General features: G+C 71.9%; 9 protein-coding genes. 8 read left to right on the top strand and 1 reads right to left on the bottom strand.

Annotation, left to right across the window (positions count from 1 at the left end):
* The first annotated feature begins 332 nt into the window (after nucleotides 1-332).
* The 8 genes from ED92_RS41170 to ED92_RS41135 all read left to right on the top strand — a co-directional run bounded on the left by ED92_RS41170 (nucleotide 333) and on the right by ED92_RS41135 (nucleotide 24779).
* Nucleotides 333-3728 carry a beta-ketoacyl synthase N-terminal-like domain-containing protein gene (locus tag ED92_RS41170; RefSeq protein WP_235213526.1) on the top strand — a complete coding sequence of 1132 codons (3396 nt, stop codon included), beginning with the start codon at nucleotides 333-335 and terminating at the stop codon, nucleotides 3726-3728.
* Entirely contained in the window at nucleotides 3725-7180 is a 3456-nt protein-coding gene (locus ED92_RS41165) for a non-ribosomal peptide synthetase (protein ID WP_037348363.1), read from the top strand. The genes ED92_RS41170 and ED92_RS41165 overlap by 4 nt, the downstream gene beginning before the upstream one ends.
* Nucleotides 7181-7193: 13 nt before the next feature.
* Complete coding sequence (locus ED92_RS41160) at nucleotides 7194-12506, top strand: type I polyketide synthase (protein ID WP_037348399.1); 5313 nt, start codon at nucleotides 7194-7196, stop codon at nucleotides 12504-12506.
* Between the two features lie 334 nt (nucleotides 12507-12840).
* Nucleotides 12841-15879 (top strand): non-ribosomal peptide synthetase, encoded by a 3039-nt coding sequence (locus ED92_RS41155; protein WP_037348362.1) that lies wholly within the window; start codon nucleotides 12841-12843, stop codon nucleotides 15877-15879.
* The gene (locus ED92_RS41150; protein WP_037348360.1) at nucleotides 15876-21305 is read left to right on the top strand and encodes a non-ribosomal peptide synthetase/MFS transporter; all 5430 of its coding nucleotides are present in this window, start codon (nucleotides 15876-15878) and stop codon (nucleotides 21303-21305) included. The genes ED92_RS41155 and ED92_RS41150 overlap by 4 nt, the downstream gene beginning before the upstream one ends.
* Nucleotides 21302-22573, top strand: a complete 1272-nt coding sequence (locus tag ED92_RS41145) for an ATP-grasp domain-containing protein (protein WP_037348358.1) — start codon at nucleotides 21302-21304, stop codon at nucleotides 22571-22573. The genes ED92_RS41150 and ED92_RS41145 overlap by 4 nt, the downstream gene beginning before the upstream one ends.
* Nucleotides 22570-23847 (top strand): ATP-grasp domain-containing protein, encoded by a 1278-nt coding sequence (locus ED92_RS41140; protein ID WP_037348357.1) that lies wholly within the window; start codon nucleotides 22570-22572, stop codon nucleotides 23845-23847. Before ED92_RS41145 ends, ED92_RS41140 begins: the two co-directional genes overlap by 4 nt.
* Nucleotides 23844-24779: a TauD/TfdA family dioxygenase gene (locus ED92_RS41135; protein WP_037348355.1), complete on the top strand. Its 936-nt coding sequence runs from the start codon at nucleotides 23844-23846 to the stop codon at nucleotides 24777-24779. The genes ED92_RS41140 and ED92_RS41135 overlap by 4 nt, the downstream gene beginning before the upstream one ends.
* Before the next feature lie 289 nt (nucleotides 24780-25068).
* Here ED92_RS41135 and ED92_RS41130 read toward each other — a convergent pair whose 3' ends face one another.
* The gene (locus ED92_RS41130) at nucleotides 25069-26100 is read right to left on the bottom strand and encodes an Lrp/AsnC family transcriptional regulator (protein ID WP_037348353.1); all 1032 of its coding nucleotides are present in this window, start codon (nucleotides 26098-26100) and stop codon (nucleotides 25069-25071) included.

The following is a 26100-nucleotide window of genomic DNA, read 5'->3' as shown; positions in this document are numbered from 1 at the left end:
GTCGGTTAATATCCGACACATTACCGAAAGTAGTCGACCGAGTGTCGATGGTGGCCGAAGGGTGGACTAAGAAGATCGTCAAGATCGCCGATTGAGCTGGAAGACGCGGCTAGCTGCGTCTTGTGGTCCAAGATCAGTGCGCCATTCGGCCCAAATCGGCGGAAATCGTATTCCTCGTCGCGGCGGATCGTCTTAACCTTGCGTAATTCTTCACCTGCATGGTCACTGGGGAGCAAGATGAAGTCCACGCCGTTGTTGTCGTGCGCCCGAAAAGCCTCGGAGCGACTGCTCGACGCCCGATGAGAGAAGCCGGCTGCGTCAGCCGATTCGATGTGCACGCCCGGAAATCGCCCGATCGGATCGCGGTTTTCGAGCACGGCGCCGGGCTCACCTACGCCCGGCTGGCCGGGCTCGCGGGCGGCCGCGCGCTGCGATTGCGCGACGCCGGTGTCCGGCAGGGGGAGCGGGTCGGGCTCGTCACCGGGCACGGCAGCGCCACGATCGCGGCGATCCTCGGCACCCTCGCCGCGGGCTGCACCTACGTCCCGCTGGACCCGACCTTCCCCCGGGAACGTCTCGAGTACCAGCTCGCGGCCGCGCGGGTGACCGCCGTACTCGCGGATCCCGAGTACATCGAGCTCGCGGAGTCCTTGTGCCGTACCGGATCCGCGCGGCTCGTACGCTCGGGTACGGAGACCGCGCCGCTCCCGGTTCCCGAAACCGATCCGGACGCTCCGGCGTACGTGCTGTTCACCTCCGGGTCCACCGGCAGGCCGAAGGCCGTCGCGCAGACCCACCGCAATCTCCTGCACGTCGTCGACAACCAGATCGCCGCGCTCGGTATCACCGCGGCCGACCGGCTCAGCCTGCTCGCGTCGTTCGGCTTCGACGCGGCGATCCCGGACCTGTACCCCGCCCTGCTCACCGGCGCCGCGCTCGTGCCGGTCGACCTGCGCGCGCACGGTCTCGCCCACGCCGCGCGCGAGCTGGCCAGGCATGAGGTGACCGTCTACCACTCGACGCCCACGGTCTACCGGCACCTGCTCGACGTCCTCGGCGAGACCGGCCTCCCGTCCGTGCGGACCGTGCTGCTCGGCGGCGAGCAGGCGACCCACGCCGACGTCCGCCGCGGCCGGTTCGCGCCGGACTGCGTGTTCGTCAACGGCTACGGCGCCACCGAGGTGACTTTCGCGGCGCACTACCGGACGACCGCCGCCGACCTGGGCCCGGACGCGGACGGGCCGCTGCCGATCGGGCGCGCGCTGCCCGGGTTCACGCTCACCGTGCTGGACAGCGGCGAACTCGAAGTGAGCGGGCGGCACCTGGTCGACGGCTACCTCGACCAGCCGAGCCCGGCGTTCGGGGTGACGGCCGACGGCGCCCGCCGCTACCGGACCGGTGACCTCGGGCAGCTGCTGCCGGACGGGAACCTCGTCTGCCTCGGCAGGCTCGACCGGCAGGTCAAGATCCGCGGTTTCCGGGTGGAGCTGACCGAGATCGAGGCCCGTCTCGCCGAACAGCCCGGCGTGGCCGAGGCCCGCGCGATCGTGCGCGACGGCGACCTGCTCGCCTACGTGACCGCGGACGGCCCGCGTCCGGACGGCCGGACCTTGCGAGCCGCGCTGGCGGACGTCCTGCCCGGCTACTCGATCCCCGCCGCCGTCGCGGTGCTGGACGCTTTTCCGCTGACCGTCACCGGGAAACTCGACGAACTGGCACTGCCGGATCCGCGGGCGGCCGCGACCGTCCCGGACGAGCGGCTGACCCCGGACGAGGAACGCGTGCACCGGATCTGGTGCGCCGTCCTGGGCCGCGACCGGGTCGGGCGCGCCGAGGCGTTCTTCGACGCCGGTGGCGACTCGCTGCGGCTCGGCCGCGTGCAGGCGGGGCTGGCCGACGAATTCGGCGTGGACGTCCCGCTCCTCGTCCTGTTCGAGCGGACGACGATCGCCGGACAGGCCGCCTGGTTCACGGAGTCCACTTCGGACACTCCGCCGCCGGTCAGCGCGGAGGAGCAGACCGGGGATCTCATCGCCGTCGTCGGGCTGGCCTGCCGGTTCCCGGGCGCGCCGGACGCCGCCTCGTTCTGGTGGAACCTCTGCGAGGGCGTCGACTCGATCCACGACTACACCGACGACGAGCTGGCGGTGCTGGGCATCGGACCGGGCCTGCGTGCCGACCCGGCGTACGTGCGGGCCGGCGGCCGGATCGAGGGTGTCGAAGACTTCGACGCCGGTTTCTTCGGATTCACCGCCGACGAAGCCGCGCGGACCGACCCGCAGCACCGCCTGTTCCTCGAAACGGCCTGGCAGGCGCTGGAGGACGCTGGCCGCGACCCCGCCGCCGAGACCGGGCCGGTCGGGGTGTTCACGAGCACCTCGGTGAACCGCTACTTCCTGTTCCACCTGTTCGGCAACCCCGCGGTGACCGGCGACGTCGACCCGGACGACTGGGAGGGGCGGCTGCCCGGCCGCCAGCTCACCGACCACCTGCCGGGCCAGGTCGCCTACCGGCTCGGGCTGACCGGGCCGGCGGTGGCCGTGCAGAGCGCGTGCTCCAGTTCGCTCGCGGCGGTGGCGCTGGCCGCGCAGAGCCTCCTGGACTACCGGTGTGACGTCGCGCTGGCCGGCGGAGCGAGCGTGACGTGGCCGCGCTATCGCAGTGGTGGGCTCGTCTCGCCGGACGGCCGGTGCCGCGCGTTCGACGTCGCCGCGGCGGGTGCCGGATTCGGCTCGGGTGCCGGGGCAGTCGTGCTTCGGCGGCTGGCGGACGCGGTCGCCGACCGCGACCACATCTACGCCGTGCTGCCCGGCTGGGCGATCACGAACGACGGCCCGGACCGTGCGGGTTACGCCGTCCCGGGACCGGCCGGGCAGGCGGCCGCGGTGGCCGAGGCGCTGGCGCTCGCGGACGTCGCCCCGGAGGAGGTCGCGCTGCTCGAAGCCCACGGCAGTGGCACCCCGCTGGGTGACGCGATCGAGGTGGCCGCGCTCAACCGCGTCTACCGGGACACGCCGCCGGAAACGTGTGCGCTGGGCTCGGTGAAGACGAACATCGGGCACCTCGACGCGGCGTCCGGTATCGCCGGGCTGATCAAGGCCGTGTTGTCCGTGCGGCACGGTGTCATCCCGCCGAACCTGCACTTCACGGCCCCGCATCCGGAGGTCGACCTGGCGGGCGGCCCCTGGTATGTCCCCGCGAAGGCCACCGACTGGCCCGACCGTGAGCGCCGGGTGGCCGGGGTCAGCTCGTTCGGCATGGGCGGCACGAACGTGCACGTGATCGTGGAGGAGGCCCCCGCCGGGCAACCACGGGCGGAGGCGAGCGGTCCGTTCATTCTGCCGGTGTCCGCGCGTGACGCGAAGGCGTTGCGCGAGGCGGTTTCCCGGCTGCGCGACCGGCTCGCCACGGACGCGCCGGACCTCGGGGACACGGCGTACACGCTTTCGGTCCGCCGGGCGTTCGCGTGCCGGGCCGCCGTGGTGGCGGATTCGGTCGAGTCGGCTGTCGCCGCGCTCGACGCGGTGCTGGCGAACGGAACCGACGTCGAGGGCCCCGCCGGGGCGGAGCGGGATCTGGCCGTGCAGTGGGCCGGGGGCGGCGACGTCGAGTGGGCGTCGGACGGCGATCCCGGCCGCGTCCCCTTGCCGGGCTATCCGTTCCAGCGGGAGCGGCACTGGATCGACCCACCGCGTCAGCACACAACCGACCAGGAGACCCCTCGGTGACCGACACCTTGCCCGTCGTGGGTGGCCACGGCCCGCCACTGTCCTATCCGGACACCACGCTCACCGGGCTGATCCTCGCCCAGGCCGCGCGCACCCCCGACGCCGTCGCCGTCCGGCAAGGAGACGCCCGGCTGACCTACCGCGAACTGGTCGCGTCGGCGACCGGCGTCGCGCGGCTGCTGTGGTCCCGGGGCGCCGGGCCCGGCACCCGCGTCGGCGTCTGCGCCGACCGGCGGCCGGAGCTGATCTCGACCGTCGTGGGGGTGCTGCTGTCCGGGGCCGCCTACGTGCCGCTCGAACCCGGCGGCCCGAAGGCGCGGCTGGCCGAAATCGCCGCGGACGCCGAGGTCTCCCTCGTCGTCGGCGAGCGCGCGCGGGCCGAATTCGGTGCCACGGCGGGCATCGAGGCGCTCGACGTGCCCCCGCCCGCGGAAGAACCCGTCGAGTGCCCCGCCGGGCCGGACGACCTCGTCCACCTCCTCTACACCTCCGGCTCCACCGGCCGTCCCAAGGGCGTGCTGACCAGTCACCGCAACGTGGTCGCGTTCGTGACCGGGTTCGCCGCCGCCCTCGGGATCCGGCCCGGCGCCCGCGCGCTCGGCATCTCCTCGCTCGCCTTCGACGCCTTCACCATGGACGTGTTCGTGCCGCTGACGAACGGCGGATCGGTGCAGCTCACCGGGGTCGCCGACCGGGCGGACCCCGAACGGCTGCGGCGGTTCCTCGTCGAACACGACGTCGAGTGGGGCTTCGTCACGCCGACACTGCTGTCCATGGTGGACCCCGCGGCCGTCCCCGGCTGGCGTGTCATCGCCTGTGGTGGTGAGCCGGTGCCCGCAGAGCTCGCCGCGCGCTGGCTGCCGGGGCGGCGGTTCTTCAACGCCTACGGGCCGACCGAGACCACGGTCGTGGTCGTCACCGACGAGGTCACCGGCATCCCCGCCGACCCGTTGCCGCTCGGCCGCCCCACGCCGAACCACCGGGCGTACGTCGTGGACGCCGAGCTGCGGCCGGTCGCGCCCGGCGAGATCGGCGAGCTGCTCATCGGTGGCCCGGGCCTCGCGCTCGGCTACCTCGGCAGCCCGGAGCTGACCGCCGAGAAGTTCGTCGACGACCCGATCACGCCGGGGGAGCGGCTCTACCGCACCGGAGACCTGGCCCGCGTTCTGCCCGACGGGCGGCTCGAGTTCGCCGGGCGCGCCGACCGCCAGGTGAAGGTCCGCGGCCAGCGGATCGAGCTGGGCGAGGTGGAGGCCGCGCTCACGACCCACCCGGACGTCGAAGCCGCCGCCGTGACGGCCGTCCCCGGACCGGCGGGCACGCGGCTGGTGGCCTTCCTGGCACCGGCTTCCGCACCGTCCGATGTGGACGAAGTCGGGCGGGACCGGCTCACCGCGGCGATGCGCCCGGCCGCGGTCCGGGTGCTCGACCGCCTGCCGGTCAACCCGGTGACCGGCAAGATCGACCGGCCCGCGCTGCGCGACCTGGCCGAAGCGGCGCTGGCGGAAGAGCGGGCGGACCTCGGCCCGCTCGGCACCCCGGCCGAACGCGCGGTCGCGGCCATCTGGCGGCGGGTGCTCGGCGATGGCGCGGGGACGGATTTCCTGGCCTCGGGCGGGAACTCGATCGCCGCGATGCGCCTGGTCGCGGCGCTGCGGACGGAGCTGGCCGCCGACGTCGCCACGGAGGACGTCCTGTCCGGGGGCACGCTCGACGGGCTCACCCGGCGGGTGGCGGCCGCGGCGCCGCTGACCGGGCCGGGACTGACCACCGGGCACGAGCCCACGTTGTCCCCGCAGCAGCGGCGGATGTGGTTCCTCGACCAGCTCGCCCCGGACGCCGCGCCGTACAACATCGCGATGGCGTTCCGGCTGACCGGCGCGCTGGACGTCGACGCGCTGCGCCAGGCCTTGCGCGCGGTCGCCGAGCGGCACGACGTGCTCCGCTGGCGGATCCGCGCCGTCGACGGCGCGCCGGTGGCGGATCGCCTGCCGCCGTCGGACGTTCCGCTGCCGGTGGCGCCGGTGACCGAGGACGGTCTGCGGGCCCGGCTGGCCGCCGACGCCGCGACGCCGGTGCACCTCGACCGTGAGGCTCCCTGGCGTGTGCGGCTCTACCGGCTCGGCGAGACGGAGCACGTACTCGGCTTCACACTGCATCACGCGGTGTTCGACGGCTGGTCGCAGGATCTCCTGTGCGCCGACCTGTCGGCGGCTTACCGGGGCGAGCCGCTGCCGCCGCCGGTGGCGTCCTACGCGGACTACGCGGTGTGGCGGGCCGGACGCGACGAACGGCGAGAGGCCGTGGATGTCGCGTGGTGGACCGAACATCTGGCCGGTGCACCGACCACAGTGGACCTTCCGCGGGACCGGCCGCGCCCGGCCGTGCAGACCTACCGGGGCACGAGCCTGCGTCAGTCCTTTTCGGACGGTGTCGCCGACTCGGTCCGGACGCTGGCCGCCCGCACCGGCACGACCCGCGCCGGGGTGCTGCTCGCCGCGTTCGGCCAGCTGCTGCGGCGGCTCACCGGGGCGAGCGACCATCTGGTCGCCACGGTCGTCGCGGACCGGCAACTCGCCGAAAGCCAGGACGTCGCGGGGTTCTTCGTGGACATCGTGCCGGTGCGGCTGCGGGCCGACGACGCCGCGGACTTCACCACGCACGTCCGCGACGGCGGCGCGGAACTCCTCGCCGCGACCGCGCATCCGGCCGCGCCCGTCGAGCGGCTCGTCGAGGTGCTCGGCGTGCCTCGCGATCCCGCCCACGCCCCGCTCGTGCAGGTGATGTTCAACGTCCTGAACTTCGCCGAGCCGCGACTCGACCTGCCCGGCGTGGCTTCGGCGTGGCTGCCGGTCGACAAGCCGGGATCGCCGTTCGACCTCACGGTGTACGTCCACGACGACGGCGTCGAACTGCTGTACAACCCGGACCTGTTCGACCACACCAGGATGGCGGGGCTCGCCGAGGACTACGTCGCCCTGCTCGGCGCGCTCGCCGCGGCGCCGGACGCGCCGGTCGGGACGAGTGCGCCGGAGCTGCCGAGGGCGGGTGTCCGCACCGCCGCTCCGGCCGCGGCGACCCGCGCCAGGGCGCGGCCGGTGCCGGTCGCGGCGGACCCGGTGGCGCTCGCGGCGACCGAGGCCGTGATCGCGCGTGCCTGGTGCGATGTCCTCGGCGTCGCGGAAGTGGGGCACACCGACAACTTCTTCGACGTGGGCGGGCATTCGCTCGCCCTCGCCAAGGTGCACGCCCAGGTCACCGCCCGGCTCGCCCGCCGGATCCCGATGGTCGACCTGTTCACCCACCCCACCGTCCGCGCCCTCGCCGCGCACCTGCACTCCGATGGCGCCGCCGGCCCGGAGCTGGCTCGCGCCGCCGAACGCGTCGCCGCCCGCCGCGGCCGCACCCAGACCAGAAGACCCCGCCGCACCACCGGCCACGCCGGCCCCTGATAGGAGCACCACCGTGACCCACCTCCCCGAAACCGGCACCGGCGATCCCGGAGCCGAACCCATCGCGATCGTCGGACTCGACGTGCGCGTGCCCGGCGCGCGTGACGCGCGGCAGTTCTGGCGCAACCTCGTCGACGGCGTCGAGTCGATCGTGCCCGCCACCCGCGAGGAGATGATCGCCCGCGGCGCCGCACCGGACACAGTGGACGATCCGAGCTGGGTGAACGCCACCGCCGTGGTCGACGGCTTCGACGAGTTCGACGCGGAACTGTTCGGCATGACCAGCCGTGAAGCCGAGATCACCGACCCGCAGCATCGGCTGTTCCTCCAGTCGTGCCACGCCGCGCTGACCGACGCGGGCTACGACCCGGCCCGCTTCGACGGCGCGATCGGCGTCTACGGCGGGTCCGGGGGCACCGGCTACCTGACGGAGAACCTGCTGCGCAACGAGCGGCTCCTCGCCTCGCAGCACGGCGGGATCGGCATTTCGACCGGCAACCAGCCGAGCTATCTGACGACTTCGGTGTCGTACAAGCTCAACCTGCGCGGCCCGAGCCTCGCGGTGTTCACCGCCTGCTCGACGTCGCTGGTCGCGGTGCACCTCGCCTGCGAGGCGCTACGCAACGGCGAGTGCGACATGGCGCTGGCAGGCGGGGTCAACGTGGAGATGCCGCACGGCATCGGCTACATGGGTGTCGATGGTTTCACCTCACCGGACGGCCACGTGCGCGCGTTCGACGCGGACGCCAACGGCACGGTCTGGAGCAGCGGCGTCGGGGTCGTGCTGGTGAAGCGGCTGTCGCAGGCGATCGAGGACGGCGACCACATCCGGGGTGTCGTGCTGGGCAACGCGATCAACAACGACGGCGCCACCAAGGTCGGTTTCTCCGCGCCCAGCGTGTCCGGGCAGACCGAAGCGGTCGCGCAGGCGGTCGGCATGGCCGGGGTCGATCCGCGCACCATCGGCTACGTCGAGGCGCACGGCACCGGCACCGCGCTGGGCGACCCGATCGAGGTCACCGCACTGTCCACTGTGTACGGAAACGGGGTCGAGGACACCGGCTGGTGCGCGATCGGCTCGGTGAAGTCCAACATCGGCCACCTTTCTCAGGCGGCGGGCGTGGTTTCGCTGATCAAGGCCGTGCTCGTCATGGAGCACGGGCTGATCCCGCCGACCATCAACTACCGCGAACCCAACCCCGGTATCGACTTCCCGGCGAGCCCGTTCTATCCGGCCCGCGAGGTGACGAAGTGGGAGGCGGACCGGGTGCCGCGGCGGGCGGGCGTCAGCTCGTTCGGCGTCGGCGGGACCAACGCGCACGTCGTGCTGGAGGAGGCGCCGCGCCCGCAGCGGTCCCGGACACCGCATCCCGCGCATCTGCTGCGGATTTCGGCCAACACCACGGAAGCGCTCTCGGCCGCGGTCGACCAGCTCGCCGACCGGCTTGCCGGGGACGTCGACCTCGACCTCGCCGATGTGGCGTACACCCTGGCCGCCGGGCGCACCGAGTACCCGCACCGCGCGGTCGTCGTCGCCCGTGATCCGGAGGACGCGGTCGACGGGCTCCGCGACTCCCGGCGCCTCGTGTCCGCACAGGCGGGGGAAACGAACGTCGCGTTCCTCTTCCCCGGGCAGGGGTCCCAGTACGCCGGGATGGGTGCCGAACTGTACGACGCCGAGCCGGTGTTCGCCGCGGCCGTCGACGAATGCCTGCGGCTGCTCGAAACCGAGCTGCCGGAGCTGCGCGACCTGATCTTCCGGCCCGGTGGTGAGCAGGCGCTGCGGGAAACCCGCGTGACCCAGCCCGCGCTGTTCGTCGTCGAGTACGCGCTGGCGAAACTGTGGCAGAGCTGGGGAGTGCGGCCCGCGGCGATGATCGGCCACTCGGTCGGCGAGTACGTCGCCGCCACCGTCGCCGGGGTCTTCACCCTGCCGGACGCGCTGAACCTGGTCGCCGCGCGCGGCCGCCTGATGCAGTCGATGCCCGCCGGGGCGATGCTGGCCGTCCAGCTCGACGAGGAGAGCGTCGCCTCTCGGCTGCCGGACACGCTCGCGATCGCCGGCGTGAACGGACCCGGTACGTGTGTCGTGGCCGGGCCGTCGGACGCGGTCGCGGAGTTCGCGGCGACGCTCAAGGCCAGCGGCGTGCAGTGCCGCGAGCTGGTGACCTCGCACGCGTTCCACTCGCCGATGATGGACCCGATCCTCGCCGAGTTCACCGCGGCCGTCACCGCCGTCACCCGCACCGCGCCCGCGCTGCCGTTCCTGTCGAACGTCACCGGTGACTGGATCACCGACGCCCAGGCCACCGACCCCGCCTACTGGGCCTCGCACCTGCGTCAGGCCGTCCGGTTCGGCGACTGCGTCAAGAACCTGTTCGCGCGCGGTGGGCGCTGGGCGCTCGTCGAATGCGGCCCGGGGCATCAGCTGTCCGGCTTGTCCCGCGGCCAGGTGCCGAAGGGCATGCCCGCGCCGCAGCCGAGCCTGCCGGGCCGTACCGAGCGCATCGGCGATGTCGAAACGCTGTACGGCGCGGCCGGTCTCTTGTGGACGAACGGGGTTTCCCTGGAACCACGGACGTTCGGTGCTCCGGGGAACCGGGTCCCGCTGCCCGGCTACCCGTACGCGCGCAAGCGGTACTGGGTCGACCCGGACCCGGTCACGGCGACCCAGCCCGTGCGGTCGACCGGTCCGCTGCCGTTGTCCGAGTGGTTCGCGGTCCCGGCGTGGCGGCAGGCGGAACCGGAGCTGAGACGCGAGCCCTTCGCGAGCGCGCTCGTCTTCGCCGCCGACGACGTCCTGCCCGGTCTGCTGCGCGACGCGGGGGTGACGGTCACCGAGGTGCGCCCCGGCGACGGCTTCGCCGCGACGGAGACCGGATTCACCGTGCGGTCCGGGGTGCGCGAGGACTACGACGCGCTCGTGGCCGCGCTGCCCGCCCGGCCCGAGCGGGTCGTCCACGCTTGGACGCTGGCCGGCGACGAGCGCGGTATGGCCGCCCAGGACCGCGGTTTCTTCAGCGTGCTCAATCTCGTCCAGGCGTGGGGCGAGCCGGTGCGGATCGACGTGCTGAGCACTGGCACCGCCGACGTCAACGGCACCGATCTGACCCGGCCCGAGCACGCGACCCTCGCCGGGATCGCGCGGGTGGTGCCGCTGGAGGTGCCGGGCACGGTGGTGCGCCGGATCGACACCGATCGTGTGCAGGACGCCATCGCCGAGCTGTTCCGCCCGGCCGACGCGGCGGCCGAGGTCGCGCTGCGGGCCGGCCGTCGCTGGGTGCTGGACTACACCCAGCTCGCCCTGCCCGAGACCGCCGAACCGGTGCTGCGCGACGGCGGCCGGTACCTGATCACGGGCGGGACCGGCGGTATCGGCATCACGCTCGCCGAGGACCTCGCCCGCCGGGTGCGGGCGAAGCTCGTGCTGCTCACCCGCGCCGGGTTGCCGCCGCGGGCGGAGTGGGACGCGCACCTCGCCGCGCACGGCGGCACCGACCGCGCCGGGCGCGCGATGCTCGCCGTGCGGCGGATGGAGGCCGCGGGCGCGGTGGTGCACGTCGTCGCCGCCGATGTCACCGACGCGGCGCGGCTGCGCGAGGTGCGGGAGCTGGCCGAGCGCGAGTTCGGCGGTCTCGACGGGATCGTGCACGCCGCCGGGTTGCCCGGCGGCGGCGTCGCCGAGGTGAAGGAGCGGGCGGCGGCCGAAGCCGTGCTGGCCCCGAAGATCGCCGGGACACTGGCGCTGGCCGAGGCGTTCGCCGACCTGCCGATGGACTTCGTCGCGCTGTGCTCGTCGATCACCGCGGCGGTGGGCGGCATCGGGCAGGTCGACTACTGCGCCGCCAACAACTTCCTCGACGCCTACGCGCGGGGAGGCCACGGCTGGCAGGCGCGGCTGGTGTCGCACGCCTGGGGTGGCTGGGACGAGGTCGGCATGGCCGCGGAAGTGGCCGCGCCGACGACGATCCGCACCACCCGATCGCGGGCGCTCGGCCCGGTCGAGCACCCCGTGCTCACCACGCGTACCGAGGGCGGCGCGCACGGGCTCGTCTCGGCGGCCACGCACTGGCTGCTCGACGAGCACCGGATCGCCGGGGTGCCGGTGGTCCCGGGTACGGGACACCTGGAGACCGCCCGCGCGGCGGTGGCCGCGGCGCTGCCGAAGCCCGGTGACGGCTACGTCGTCGAGCTGCGGGACGTCGCGTTCCTGGAGCCGTTCGGCGTCCCGGACGGCTTCACCGCGGAGTACCGCGTGGAGTTCGACGGCGACGACTTCACCGTGACCAGCCACGTCGCCGGCGCGAGCCGGACCCACGTGCGCGGATCCGCCGGATGGGTCGCCGCCGAGCCGACGTCCACTGTGGACATCGCGGCGGTGACCGGCCGGACCGAGCCGATCGACGACGGGCACGGCTTCGGTACCGGCCGCACCAGCATGGTCACCTTCGGTCCGCGCTGGGCGGCGTTGCGCGAACACCGCATCGGCGCCCAGGAGGAGCTGGCCACGATCACGGCGCCCGAGGCGGCGTCGGGTGATGTCGGCGCGTGGGGGCTGCACCCTGCGCTGCTGGACGTCGCGACCGCGTTCGGCCGCGGCCGGGGGAGCGGTACCTATCTGCCGATGAGTTACGGCCGGATCGTCGTGCACGACTCGCTCCCGGCGAGTTTCCGGAGTCATCTGCGCTACCGCGACTCGGGCGGCGACCAGGTGGTGGCGGCCGACCTCTCGTTGTGCGACGAGACCGGCCGAGTGCTCGTCACGATCGAGGATTTCGTGCTGCGCCAGGTGGATCAGGAAGCCGTCGGCGGTGGCCTGACTTCTGCGTCCACTGTGGACACTGCGGGGACGTCGACCGGGATCCGGCCGGTGGACGGTGCCGAGGCGTTCGTCCGGGCGCTGGCCCCCGGCCTCGGCGGGCACGTGGTGATCACCACGCTGCCGGTGCGGGAGCTGATCGAGCGTCAGGTCAGTGCCGAGGAACTGGAGGAACCCGGCGAGACGGCGGTGGTGGTGTCCGAGGACGACTACGTCGCCCCGCGTACCGAGCTGGAGGCCGAGATCGCCCGGCAGTGGACCGAACTGCTCGGCGTGGAGAAGATCGGCGTGCACGACGACTTCTTCGCCCTGGGCGGCAACTCGCTGGTCGCCATCCAGCTCATCGCCCAGGTGCGCAAGGCCACCGGTACGCGGCTGGCGATGAAGACGCTGTTCGAAGCGTCCACAGTGGCCACTCTCGCCGAGCGCATCGAGGAACTGCGCGCCGGCAAGGCCGAGGCGCCCGCCGAACCCGCCCGGACCACCATCCCCAAGCTCGAGCGCTGAGCACCGTGACTCCGCAGGCAGGATCTTCTGACACGAGCCGGGGACCGGCCCGCCGGTCCGGTGTGCCCCCGACTGTCCACAAGGGACTTCAGTCGAGCCATTGTGACCGTTTTGGGCGCTTTGCTCGGGGGTCGTGAGTGGCAATGGTCGTTCTAACCCTCTTTGCCACTCACGACCCCCTGGCGGAACCGTGCGAAGTTCGCGAAGCGGGCATATTACTGCCGGGAAGTGTCCCTTGTGGATACTCCCGCCGGCCCGTCGGCCGGTTCGGAACGCGACGAAGGTTCGAGTGCGGACCAGCGGGTTCACCAACAGACATTGAGAACAGGAAATCATGAGCGACACGAAGGAATGGACGTTCCCGGCCTCGTTCGGGCAGGAGCGGATCTGGCTGTCCGGCCAGCTCGACCCGGCGTCCCCGGTGTACAACCTGCACTGCCAGGCCCGGCTCGACCGGCCGCTGACGGCGGAGCAGTGGCGTGCCGCGCTCGGCGTCATCGTCGGGCGGCACGAGGCGCTGCGTACGTCGTTCCGCATGGAGGGCGGCGCGCTCATGCAGGTGGTGCACGCCGAGGTGCCGATCGAGCCCGAGGTGCACGACCTGCGGGACCTGCCCGCCGACGCCCGCGAAGCCCGGCTCGCCGAACTCGTCGGCGAGGTTTCGCGCGGGGCCATCCCGCTCGACTCGCCGCCGCCGTGGCGGGCCCAGGTGTGCCGGACGGCCGACGACGAGTGGGTGCTCACGTTCGTCGTGCACCACACCGTGTTCGACGCCGGTTCGGTGCTGGTCCTGGGCACGGAGCTGGGCGAGGCGTGTGACGCCGTGTTCGAGGGTCGTGAGCCGAAGCTCCCCGAGCTGGCCATCCAGTACCCGGACTACTCGGCCTGGCAGCGCGGGCAGCTCGAAACGTCCAGCGAACAGCTGGACTACTGGCGCAAGCAGCTCGCCGGGCTGCCGCCGGTGCACGGCCTGCCCACCGACCGGCCGCGGCCGTCGGAGCTGACGTTCGCCGGTGACCAGGTGCACTTCGACCTCCCGGACGGCCTGATCGACCGGGTCGGCGAGCTGAGCCGGGAGCTGTCGGCGTCGCCGTTCATGGTGCTGCTGGCCGGCTACGCGGCCCTCCTTGCGCGACTGTCCAGAGTGGACGACATCGTCGTCGGCGTCCCGGTCGCCGGCCGCGACCTGCCGGAGCTGGCCGACCTGATCGGCATGTTCGTCAACCAGATGGCCGTGCGGATCGACTGCTCGGGCGGGCCCGCGTTCACCGAGCTGGTCGGCCGGGTCCGGACGACGCTGCTGGAGGCGATCGACCACAGCCAGGTGCCGTTCCAGGCGGTCGCCGAGGCGGTCGGGGCGGAACGCGATCCCGGCGTGCAGGCGCTGTACCAGCTCGGTTTCAACTTCCTGCCCGACTCGGGGCTGGAGCCGATCCGTTCGGCCACCGCGAAGGACGACATCGCGATCGACCTGACCTCGGTGGACGGCAGGCTCGTCTACCGCACCGACCTGTTCGACCGCGAGACCGCCGAAGCCATCGCCGAGCGGTACGTGCGGTTGCTCACCGCGGCGCTGGCCGATCCGGCCGGGTCGGTCGCGGATCTGCCGCTGCTGTCGGACGCCGAGCGCGAGCTGGTCCTGACCGGGTGGAACCCGACGGAACTGTCCACTCCGGACACCAAGACGGTGCACGCCCGGTTCGAGGACCAGGTGCGGCGGAGTCCGGACGCGCTCGCCGTCGACTTCGGCGGGGTCCGCCTGACGTATGCCGAGCTGAACACGCGGGCCAACCGCGTCGCGCACCGGCTGCGTGAGCTGGGCGCCGGTCCCGGCAGCGTCGTCGGCGTCTGCGTGCCGAACTCGGCGGATCTGCTGACCGGCGTGCTCGGCGTGCTGAAGAGCGGCGCGGCCTACGTCCCGCTCGACCCGGCCAACCCGGCTCCCCGGCAGGCGCTGATCCTCGCCGACGCGGGTGTCCCGTTCGTGCTGGTCACCGACGAGTCCACTTTGGACACCAAGACCCTGGCCCTGGACGACCCGGCCGAATGGTCCGCCGCGGCCACCGAAGACCCGGAGCCGGCGGCCGGGCCGGGCGACGTCGCCTACGTGATCTACACGTCGGGTTCGACCGGGCGGCCCAAGGGCGTCGAGGTCGAGCACCGGGCCGTCGACACGTACCTGGCATGGGCGCGTGAGGCGTACCCCGGTCTGGCCGGACGGGCGTTGTTGCACACGTCGCCGTCGTTCGATCTCACGGTGACGACGCTGCTCGGCACCCTCACCGCCGGGGGCGCGGTCGTCGACGGCGGCCGCCCGACGTTCGTCAAAGCGACCCCGACCCACCTCGCCATCCTCGCCGAGGAGCTGTTCCCTACGGGTGAGCTGGTGCTCGGTGGCGAAGCGCTGACCGCCGAGACCGTCCAGCCGTGGCGGGAGCGCCACCCGGGCACGCTCGTCGTCAACGAGTACGGCCCGACCGAGGCCACGGTCGGCTGCGTCGTGCACCGGATCGAACCCGGGGACGCGCTGCCGTCCGGACCCGTTTCGATCGGCCGTCCGGTGCCCGGCACCCGCGCGTACGTGCTCGACGAGCGGGGGCAGCCGGTGCCGCCGGGCGTCCCGGGCGAGCTGTACGTCGCCGGGCGGCAACTCGCCCGCGGCTACCTCGGTCTGCCGGACCTGACCGCCGAAAGGTTCGTCGAGGGACCGTCCGGCCGGATGTACGCGACCGGTGACCTCGTCCGCTGGCGTCGCGACGGCACGCTCGACTACCTCGGCCGCGCCGACGAGCAGGTGAAGCTGCGCGGCTACCGGATCGAGCCCGGCGAGGTCGAAGCGGCGCTGCGCGAGCTGCCGGAGGTGCGGGACGCGGCCGTGGCGGTCCGCGGCGACACGCTCGTCGGCTACGTCGTCGGCAGCACCGACGGCGCGGCCGAAGCACTACGGAAGACGCTGCCCGAGTACCTGGTGCCGACCCGGTTCGTGGCACTCGACGCGCTGCCGATGGCGGCCAGCGGCAAACTCGACCGGGCGGCGCTGCCGGATCCCGAACCCGATGAGGCGCCGACGTACGTCGCGCCCCGGACCGCGGCCGAAGAACTCGTCGCCGAGGTGCTCGGAGAGCTGCTCGGCATCGACGATCTCGGCGCGCACGACGATTTCTTCGCCCGTGGCGGTAATTCGCTGCTGGCGATCCGCGCGATGGCCCGGCTTCGCAAGCAGATCGAGGTCGACATCCCGGTGCGGGGGCTGTTCACCCTCACCACCGTCGCCGCGCTCGCCGCCGAGATCGAGCGGCGCCTCGAGGAAGACCTCGACCAGCTCAGTGACGAAGAGGTCCAGCGTCAGCTGGCCGAAGGCGGGAACTCATGACCGCGATCGACGAAACCAGCGCGGCCGCGCGCCGCGCTTTGCTCGAACGGCGGCTGCGGCGGCGAGCGGAACCGGCCGCGACCATCACGCCGCGTCCCGCCGATGCCGTCGTCCCGCTGTCGTATCAGCAGGAACGCGTCTGGTTCATGGAGCAGTTCGCGCCGGGCACCGGGTCGTACCACATCCCGGTGCCGATCCGGCTGACCGGCAGGCTCGACGTCACCGCGCTCCAGTCCGCTTTGGACACGCTGCCCGCGCGGCACGAGGCGCTGCGAATGCGATTCCCGGAAGGGGACGACGGACAGCCGACCGTCCACATCGAACCCTCGGTCACCGTCAAGCTGTCCATTGTGGATGCTGGCAGTGAAGAAGCCGCCCGCGCGGCCGTCGACGCCGCCGCGGCCGAGACGTTCGACCTGGCCACGGGGCCGCTGCTGCGAGCGACATTGGCCCGGGTGTCCGACGAGGACCACCTGCTGGTCCTGTGCACGCACCACATCGTGGGCGACGGCTGGTCGGTCGACCTGCTGCTGCGCGACCTCGCCGCGCAGTACCACGCCCTGAGCACGGGCGGCACGGCCGAGCTGCCCGCGCTGAGCATCGGGTACGGCGATTTCGCGCACTGGCAGCGCCGCACGCTCACCGGCGGCGAACTCGACCGGCAGCTGGAGCACTGGAAGGCGCAGCTCGCCGGGGTCGAGCCACTGGAGCTGCCCACCGACCGGCCCCGGCCCGCCAAGCAGAGCTTCGACGGCGCGATCCACGAGTTCTTCGTCGAGCGCGAGCTCACCCGCGCCCTCGGCGACCTCAGCCGCGAGCACGGGGTCACCCTCTTCATGACCCTGCTGGCCGCCTACCAAGTGCTGCTTTCGCGGTACTCCGGCCAGGAGGACTTCGCGATCGGCTCGTCTTCGGCCGGGCGTGGCCTGCCCGAGCTGGAGGGCGTGGCGGGCATGTTCATCAACATGCTGCCGCTGCGTGCCCAGCTGGCGGACGACCCGACGTTCGCCGAACTGCTCGAACGCACCCGCCGGCACGTGCTGGACGCGTTCGAGCACGCCGACGTCCCGTTCGAGCGGCTGGTGAACGCGCTCGGGGTGCCCCGCGACGTCAGTCGCTCGCCGGTGTTCCAGGCGATGTTCGTGCTGCAGAACTACGAAATGGGCCGGATGGGCGAGGCGGGCGAGTCCGAAGTGGACTTTCGCTGGCTGCCGATGGATCTGCCCGCGACCCGGTTCGACTTCGAATTCCACGCGATCGAGCTCGAACGCGGGCTGATCGGCAAGCTCGTGTATAACACCGCGCTGTTCACCGCCGACACGGTCGAGGGGATGGCCGGGCGGCTGGTCACGCTGCTGCGGTCGATCGTCGCCGACCCGGCCCGACGGCTGTCCGAAGTGGACATCCTCGACGACGTGCAGCGTGAACTCGTCCTGGAGCGCTGGAACGACACCACCACCGAGTTCCCGCAGACCACGCTGCACGCGCTCGTCGAGGAGCAGGCCGCCCGGACGCCGGACGCACCCGCCGTGACCTTCCGCGGCGCGTCGCTGACCTACCGCGAGCTGGACGAGCGGGCCAACCGGCTCGCGCACCGGCTGCGCGGGCTCGGGGTCGGACCGGGCGTGCTCACCGGTGTGTTCGCGGAACGGTCGTTCGAGCTGGTCGTCGCGCTTCTCGGCGTGCTGAAAGCCGGTGGCGCGTACGTCCCGCTCGACCCGGAGTATCCGGCAGACCGGCTGGCGTTCATGCTGCGGGACGCGGCCGCGCCCGTCGTGCTGACGCAGGCGTCGTTGCGCGAAACGCTGCCGCCGGGGGATGCGACCGTCGTCGTCCTGGACGACCCGTCCGAGACAGCGGAGCAACCGGGCACTCCGCCCGAAGCTCTCGCCGGACCGGAAGACCCGGCGTACGTCATCTACACCTCGGGCTCGACCGGTCAGCCGAAAGGCGTGCCCAATGGTCACCGCGGCATCGTCAACCGGCTCGACTGGATGCAGCGCGCGTACCGCCTCGACGGCACCGATTCGGTGCTGCAGAAGACCCCGGCCGGGTTCGACGTGTCGGTCTGGGAGTTCTTCTGGCCGCTGATCACCGGCGCGCGGCTCGTGCTCGCCGAACCCGGCGGCCACAAGGACGCCGCGTACCTGCGAGAGCTGCTCGCGTCGGAAAGCGTCACCACCGCGCACTTCGTGCCGTCGATGCTCACGCTCTTCCTGGCCGAACAAGGCGTCGAGAACTGCACGGCGTTGCGGCGGGTCGTGTGCAGCGGCGAGGAACTGCCGCTCGACGCCGCCCGCGAGTTCACCCGGCGACTACCGGGCTGCGAGCTGCACAACCTCTACGGCCCGACCGAAGCCGCCATCGACGTCACCTCCTGGCACTGCACGCCCGCCGCGCTCGCCGACGTCGCGTCGGTGCCGATCGGGGCGCCGATCCAGAACATCCGGATCTACGTGCTCGACCGGGCCGGGCGGCCCTGCCCGGTCGGTGTCCCCGGCGAGCTGCACATCGCCGGCGTCGGCTTAGCCCTGGGCTACCACAATCGCCCGGAGCTGACGGCCGAGCGGTTCGTGCCCGACCCGTTCCACAGTGGACGGATGTACCGCACGGGCGACCTCGCGCATTGGCGCCCGGACGGGACGATCGCGTTCCTCGGCCGGATCGACCACCAGGTCAAACTGCGCGGTCTCCGCATCGAGCTGGGGGAGATCGAGACGACCTTGCGCGCCCAGCCGGGCGTGCGCGACGCCGCGGTGATCGTCCGAGAGGACACGCCGGGGGACAAGCGGCTGGTCGGGTACGTCGTCGGCGACGCCGAGCCCGGCACGCTGCGGACGGCGCTCAAGCAGAGCCTGCCGGACTACATGGTCCCGCCGTCGTTCGTCGCGCTCGACGAGCTGCCGCTCACCCCGAACGGCAAACTCGACCGCAAGGCGCTGCCCGCGCCGGTCGCGTCCCGGGACGCGACGAAGGAACTGGTCGCGCCGTCGACGCCGATCGAGACCCTGCTGGCCGAAATCTGGCGGGACGTGCTCAAGGTGGACGAGCTGGGTGTCGACGACGACTTCTTCGACCTCGGCGGCCATTCGATGCTGGCCACCCAGGTGGTGGCGCGGATCGGCAAGGCGGGGGCCGGGCAGGTCGGTGTCATGGACCTGTTCCAGCACCGCACCATCCGCGAGCTGGCGTCCTTCATGGACGGTGACGACGCCGACCGGCCGCGGCACCTGCTGTACGAGCTGACCAAACCGGCCAAGCAGCGGACGCTGACCTACGTCTGCTTCCCGTACGGCGGCGGCAGCGCGATCGTTTACCAGCCCTTGGCCGACGCGCTCCCGGAGGGCTACTCGCTCTACTCGGTCGCCATCCCCGGCCACGACGTCGGGCTGTCCGAAGAGGCTCTGCCCTTCGACGACCTGGTCGAGCGGCTGGCGGGCGAGATCCTCGACCGCATCGACGGCCCGCTGGCCATCTACGGTCACTGCGGTGTCGGCAACGCGCTCGCCGTCGCCGTCGCCCGGCTGCTCGAAGAGCGCGGCCGCGAGCTGGAGGTCGTCTACATCGGCGCGATCTTCCCGTTCGCCCGGATGAAGGGCGCGGTGGGCACGCTGCGCACCCGGCTGGAGAAGTTGCGCAGCAACCGGTACTACTCGAACTGGCTCAAGGGTATGGGCGTCGACACCGACGACCTCGACCCGGCGCAGGCCGACCGGATCATCACGAACATGCGCGCCGACAGCCGCGCCGCCGAGGAGTACTTCAGCGGCCTGCTCGACGCCCGCGTGGCCAAACTGCGCGCGCCGATCGTGTCGGTCGTCGGCTCCGAGGATCCGGTCACCGACTACTACGCCGAGCGGTACCGGGAATGGGAGTTCCTCACCGACACCACCGCGCTCGTGGTGCTCGATCAGGCCGGGCACTTCTTCCTGCGTTACCGGGCCGAAGAACTCGCGGAGATCGTCACGCGCGTGCATCCGACGCTGGACGATCCCGGCGAGCTCGACGTCCGGGTCCGCGGCGAAGACGCGGCCTGGGCGGTGCACGAGACGCATCGGGCGGTCGTGGACGACAAACCCGAGGTGCGGCCGAGTATGGGCCGGTTCGTCACGATCACGATCGGGCAGCTGGTGTCCTCGACCGGCTCGGCGCTGACGTCGTTCGCGGTGCCGATCTGGCTCTACACCCGCACGGGCTCGGTCGCCGACCTCGGTCTGCTGTGGGCGCTCGCGCTGCTGTTCGGCGTGCTCGTCCTGCCGGTGGCGGGCGCGCTGGTCGACCGTGGTGACCGTCGGCGGATCATGATCGCGGCCAGCGGTCTCGCGGGCGGGATCCAGCTGATACTGGCGTTGCTGCTGGTCACCGGGCATGTTCAGCTGTGGTTGTTCTACGTGCTTATCCCGCTCGGGTCGGTGGCCTCCTCGTTCCAGCGCATCGCCTATCAGTCGTCGGTGGCGCAGCTGGTGCCGAAGCAGTACCTCGGACACGCGATGGGCCTCGCGCAGCTGTCCAACGGGTTCGCCCAGCTGCTGATGCCGGTGCTCGCCGCCGGGCTGCTGGCGGCGATCGAACTGTCCGGCATCCTGATCCTGGACATGGCGAGCTACGTGTTCGCGATCGTGGGCCTGCTGCTGGTGCGGTTCCCGGACATGATGGGCTGGCGCCCGCGCGAGCCGCTGCTGACGGCGATCGCGGGCGGGCTGCGGTACTCGTGGAACCACCGCGGTTTCCGCACGATGCTGCTGTACTTCGCGCTGGCGAACGTCTTCCTCGCCCCGGCGCTGGTGCTCGTCTCGCCGCTCGTGCTGTCGTTCGGTTCGGTCACCGACGTCGCGCAGGTGGCGCTCGCCGAGGCTCTCGGCGCGGTGGCGGGCGGCATCGGCATGGCGCTGTGGGGCGGTCCGCGGCAGCGGCGGATGGTCGGCGTGCTCGCCGGCAACGTCGGGATCGCGCTCGGCAGCCTGGTGATGGGCCTCCGCCCGTCGCTGATCGTCGTCGCGGCCGGGGTGTTCCTCCTGGCCGCCGCGATGGCCGTGTCACAGGGCATCTACGCGACGCTCGTGCAGGTCAAGGTGCCGCAGCGGTTCCACGGCCGGGTGTTCGCGATCAACCAGACGATCACCTGGTCGACGCTGCCTATCGGGTTCGCCGTGCTGGCACCGTTGGCGGTCGGCTGGTTCTCGCCGCTGCTGGCGCCGGGCGGTGCGCTGACCGGGTCGGTCGGCGCCGTGCTCGGCACCGGCGAGACGCGGGGGATCGGGCTCGCCTACGTCGTCTTCGCGCTGATCCTGCTGCTGATCAACCTGGGCGGGTTCTCGCTGCGGCGGCTGCGCCGGTTCGACACCGAGGTACCCGATTCGCTGCCCGACGACCTGGTGGGGGCACAGGAACGGGAGCGCAAGCTCGCCGGGAAGGAAGCCGCATGAGTACGGCAGTGCTGGTCAGGGAGGCCCGCGGGCACTGGGTCGGCGAGGTCGCGCCGTCGATGCGGGCGGCCGGGCACCGTGTGGTGCTGCTCGCCCCGCCGATGGACGCGGCCGAGCGTGCCGCTTTGGCAGACGTGGTGGACGGCGTCGTCGCGCTCGACGACGTCCACGACCCGGAAGCCGTCGCGGCGAAGGTCCGGGAGATCGACGGCGGCGCGCTGGCCGGGATCTTCACCGGCTCGGACGGCGCCATCGCGAGCACCGCCCACGCCGCGGAACTGCTCGGGGTGGCGCGCTGCCCGGCGTCGGTGTTCGCCTTGTGCGCGAACAAGTTCGCCGTCCGGGAAGCCCTCGCCGCGGCCGGGCTGCCCGGCCCTGCGTACGCGCTGATCTCCTCGGCCGCCGAGGCGGCGTCGGTCGCCGCGGTGGTCGGGTTCCCGGCGATCGTCAAACCGGTCAACGGGGCGGGCAGCAACCTTGTCCGCACCGTGTCCACTGTGGACGAGCTGGCGGCCGCGTACGAGCTACTGGCCGCGCGGTTGCCCGAGTCCGCGGATCCGCGCTATCACCGTCCACTTGGGACACTTGATCCCGCGAAGACGTTCCTCGTGGAAGGGTTCCTGAGCGGCCCGGAGTACGCGGTGGACGTGCTCGTCCGTGACGGAGTGGCCGAGCCGGTCGAAATCCTCGACAAACCGCTGATCGACGAGCGAAAGTTCGAGCTGGCGCTGTCGTGCCCGCCGGCCGGGCTCGCCGACGACCGGGCCGGACTGGTCACCGCGGCGGCCGTCGCCGCCGTCCGCGCGCTGGGGCTCGACAACACCTGCGCCCACGTCGAGCTGATCGACGACGCCGACCGCGGCCCGACGATCGTCGAGGTCAACGCGGGCAGGCCCGCCGGTTCGATCATGCCGCTGCTGGCGAAGCTGCGCACCGGCATCGACGTGTTCGCCGAGCTGGCCGCGCTCGCGGTCGGCGCTCCGCCGCCGGCGCGAGAACCCGCGAAACTGCCGATCCCGCTGGGCATGCTGATCCTCTACGCCGCCGGTTCGGGCCGGTTGACGAAGATCGGCGGACTCGACGAGATCGCCGACCTGCCCGAGGTGATCGACGTCGTCACCACCGTCTCGCCGGGGCAGGTGCTCACCGACGAACAGGAGACCTACGCGGTCAACCTCGTCGTGGCCGGGTTCGCCGATCACGACGATCTCGCCGCCCTGCACGCGGAGGCGAGCAAGCTCGTCCAGCTGGAACTGGAGGATGTGTGAACACCGCGTTCGTGGTCCGGGAAACCGCCGGACAGTGGATCACCGACGTCGTGGCCGCCGTGCGGGCGACCGGCCTGCGGGCCGAGTTGGTCACCGAGCCCCTGGAACCGGCGGAACTCGCGCAGCTGGCCGAACTCGTGGACGGCTTCATCGTCGTCGGCGACGTCCGTGACGCGGAATCCGTGGCCGCGGCGATCCGGGCACGGACCCCGCTTCCCGCCGGGTTAGTGACCGCCGCCGAAGGGATCGTCGCGAGCGTCGCCCGCGCGGCCGAACTGCTCGGCGTCGCGCGCTGCCCGGCGTCGGTGTTCACCTTGACGCACAACAAGTTCGCCGTCCGGCAGGCGCTGGCCGCGGCCGGGCTGCCGGGGCCCCGCTGTGCGCTGATCTCAACCGAGTCGGAGGCGGCGTCGGTGGCCGAGGCGGTCGGACTCCCGGCGATCGTCAAACCGGTGAACGGCGCGGCGAGCAACCTCGTCCGCACGGTGTCCACAGTGGACGAGCTGGCGGCGGCGTACCGGCTGCTGGCCGAGCGGTTGCCGCTGTCGGAGGACGCCCGGTACCACCGGCTCGTCAGTGGTGGACCGGAGCCGATCGACCCGCTGAAGGTGTTCCTCGTGGAAGGCCTGCTGCGAGGGCCGGAATACGCGGTCGACGTCCTGGTGCGCGACGGCGTCGCGGAACCGGTGGCCGTGGTGGAGAAACCGCTGATCGACGAGCGCAAGTTCGAGCTGGGCATGGTCTGCCCACCGCTCGAACTGTCCGAAAAGGACACCGAACGAGTGTTCGCGGCCGCGACGGCCGCCGCGCTCGCGCTGGGCCTGGACAACACCTGCGCTCATCTGGAGCTGATCGACGACGCCGAACTCGGCCCGACGATCGTCGAGGTGAACGCGGGCCGCCCGGCAGGCGGCGCCCAACCGGTGCTCCTGAAGCTCGCGACCGGCATCGACGTCATCGCCGAAGCCGTGTCGCTGGCCCTGGGCACGCCGGCGCCCAAGCGAGGCGTGGGACTGCCGGTGCCGGTGGGCTACCTCATCTTCTACGCCGAGGGCACCGGGCGGCTGGTCCGCGTCGAGGGCACCGACGAGGTCGCCGATCTGCCCGAGGTCCTGGAGGTGGTCACGATCGTGCGTCCCGGCCAGCTGCTCACCGACGACCAGGAGATCTACGCGGTGAACGTGCTCGCCGCGGGGTTCGCCGACACCGAAGACCTCGCCGCGCTGTACGCCGAGGCCGCCAAGCTGATCCGATTCGAACTGGAGGAGTCATGACCGCCGAACTCACGGCGAACCTCGGGCACATCGAGGGCAACGACCACACGAAGCTCACCGTGTACGCGGCCACGGGCCTGGACTGGGTGCGCGCGCACCGTGAAACGCTGCAGGACCGGCTGCGCGAGCACGGCGCGATCCTGCTGCGGGGGATGCCCGCCGACCTGACGGTGTTCAACCAGGTCACCGAGGAGATCGGCGGCTCGCTGCTGACCTACACGGAACGGTCGACGCCGCGCTCGGCGGTTTCCGGCAACATCTACACCTCGACGGAGTACCCGCCCGCCGAGTCGATCCCGATGCACAACGAGAGCTCGTATTCGGCGCATTGGCCGGACCGCCTGTTCTTCCTGTGCGACATCGCGGCCGAAACCGGTGGCGCGACGCCGATCGCCGACAGCCGCGCGATGTACCGGCTTCTGCCGGAAGACCTGCGCGAGCGCTTCGCGGGCGGCGTCACCTACACGCGGGCGTTCCGCGAAGGTCTCGGGCTGAGCTGGCAGGAAGCGTTCCAGACCGAAGACCGGCAGGCGGTGGAGGACTACTGCACCGCCAACGGCCAGACGTTCGAATGGACCGATGAAGGCTTGCGCACGCGGCACGTGCGCCCGTCGTTCGTCGAGGAGCCGCACACCGGCGGGACGGTGTGGTTCAACCAGGCCAACCTGTTCCACGTTTCGAGCCTGGGGGAGGAGGTCAGCGAGGCGCTGCTGGAGCTGTACCCCGTGGAAGACCTGCCCCGCAACGCTTTCTTCGCCGACGGCTCGCCGATCCCGCAGGCGGACCTGGACGCGATCAAGGCGGCCTACGACGAGGTCAGCTACGCGTTCCCTTGGCAGCCGGGTGACATCATGGTGATCAACAACATGCTGATGGCGCACGGTCGGGAGCCGTTCACGGGTAAGCGGCGGACTCTGGTCGCGATGACCTGACCTTGCGGCGGCCGCGACACACGCCTTGGCCATCAACGTTGCGAAAGCCACTTTCGGGACAGTCGGCAACTGTCCACAAGGGACGCTAGTCCTCGTCAGGGTGCCCGGTCTGGGCGCTTTGCGCGGGGTCGTGAGTGGTAATGATCGTTCTAACCCTCTTTATCACTCACGACCCCCGTGGAAGATTCTCTCGCCTTGGCCACTGAGGTTGCGAAAGCCACTTTCCCAACCTTCAACGTTGCGAAAGTGGCTTTCGCGACACGCCTCTTTCCCTTATCTCGCAATAGCTTCATTCCCGGCGCGCGGGCATGGTGACGACGAAACCCGTGCTGCGCCCCAGATCGTCCAGCAGCCAGCCCATCCGTTTGGCCGTCCGCAGGATCAGCGCCGAGTCGACGATCGACAGCGGCGCCAGGTCCTGCTCCAGATGTTCCTGCATCCGCATCGATTCCTCGATCGAGCGCATCCACGTGGTCACCAGCAGATTCGCCGGGCCGGGCAGGCTCGCGATCTGGCGGATGGCCGGGTTCGCCCGCAGCCGGTCCACGCACGTGGGCACATGCGCGACGGGCACCTGGCACCACCAGTTGACGACGATCGGCGACGGGGTGAGCCCCTGCGCGATCTCGCACCGGAACGTCAGCGCGTCGGCGGCGATCAGGTGGCCGAGCTGCCGCCGGACGGTCGACACCGGACGGCCGGTGAGCCGGGCCAGGTCGGCGGCGGTGCGGCGGCCGTCCTCGCCCAGCGCGGCGGTCAGCGAGGCGTACGGCTCCTGCCACGGCCGCATCGCCGTCTGCCGTCCGCCCGCGCCGCCGGACGGCGGCAGCTGGGACAACGCTTGCACGCGTCCCCGGTCCAGTGCGCCCACCCGCCACGAGCTGCCTTCGACGTGCAAGCGCGACACCAGATGCGAACGGATGTTGAGCACACCGGGAAGCCCGGGGATCGCGTCGAGCAGCAGCGTCGACAGGTCATGCATGCCGAGGCCGAAGACCGTCAGCACCAGGCTGTACTCGCGCGAAGCCTCCTCGATGCTGACCACCGACGGCCAGGTGGAGAGCTCGCGGATCAGTGCCCGCACCTGGCCGCTCGCGCAGCGGATCTCGACGTACGCGGCCTGGATCCGCGACCGTCCCGGCACGCGCGGATAGGCCGTCACCCAGGCTCCGCCGCCGTCGCGCAGCCGCTCCCACCGCCGCGTCAGCGTCGCCGGTGACGAGCCGAGGGCTTCGCCCAGCTGCGCCCAGGAGGCGCGGGGCCGCAGTTGCAGAGCGTGAATGAGCGAAAAGTCCTCCTCATCCAGCGAACCGATCACCAT

The organism is Amycolatopsis sp. MJM2582, assembly GCF_000754115.1.
Taxonomy (GTDB): Bacteria; Actinomycetota; Actinomycetes; order Mycobacteriales; family Pseudonocardiaceae; genus Amycolatopsis; species Amycolatopsis japonica.
The sequence above is the reverse complement of the archived record's forward strand: the minus strand, read 5'-3'. Positions and strand labels throughout refer to the sequence as shown.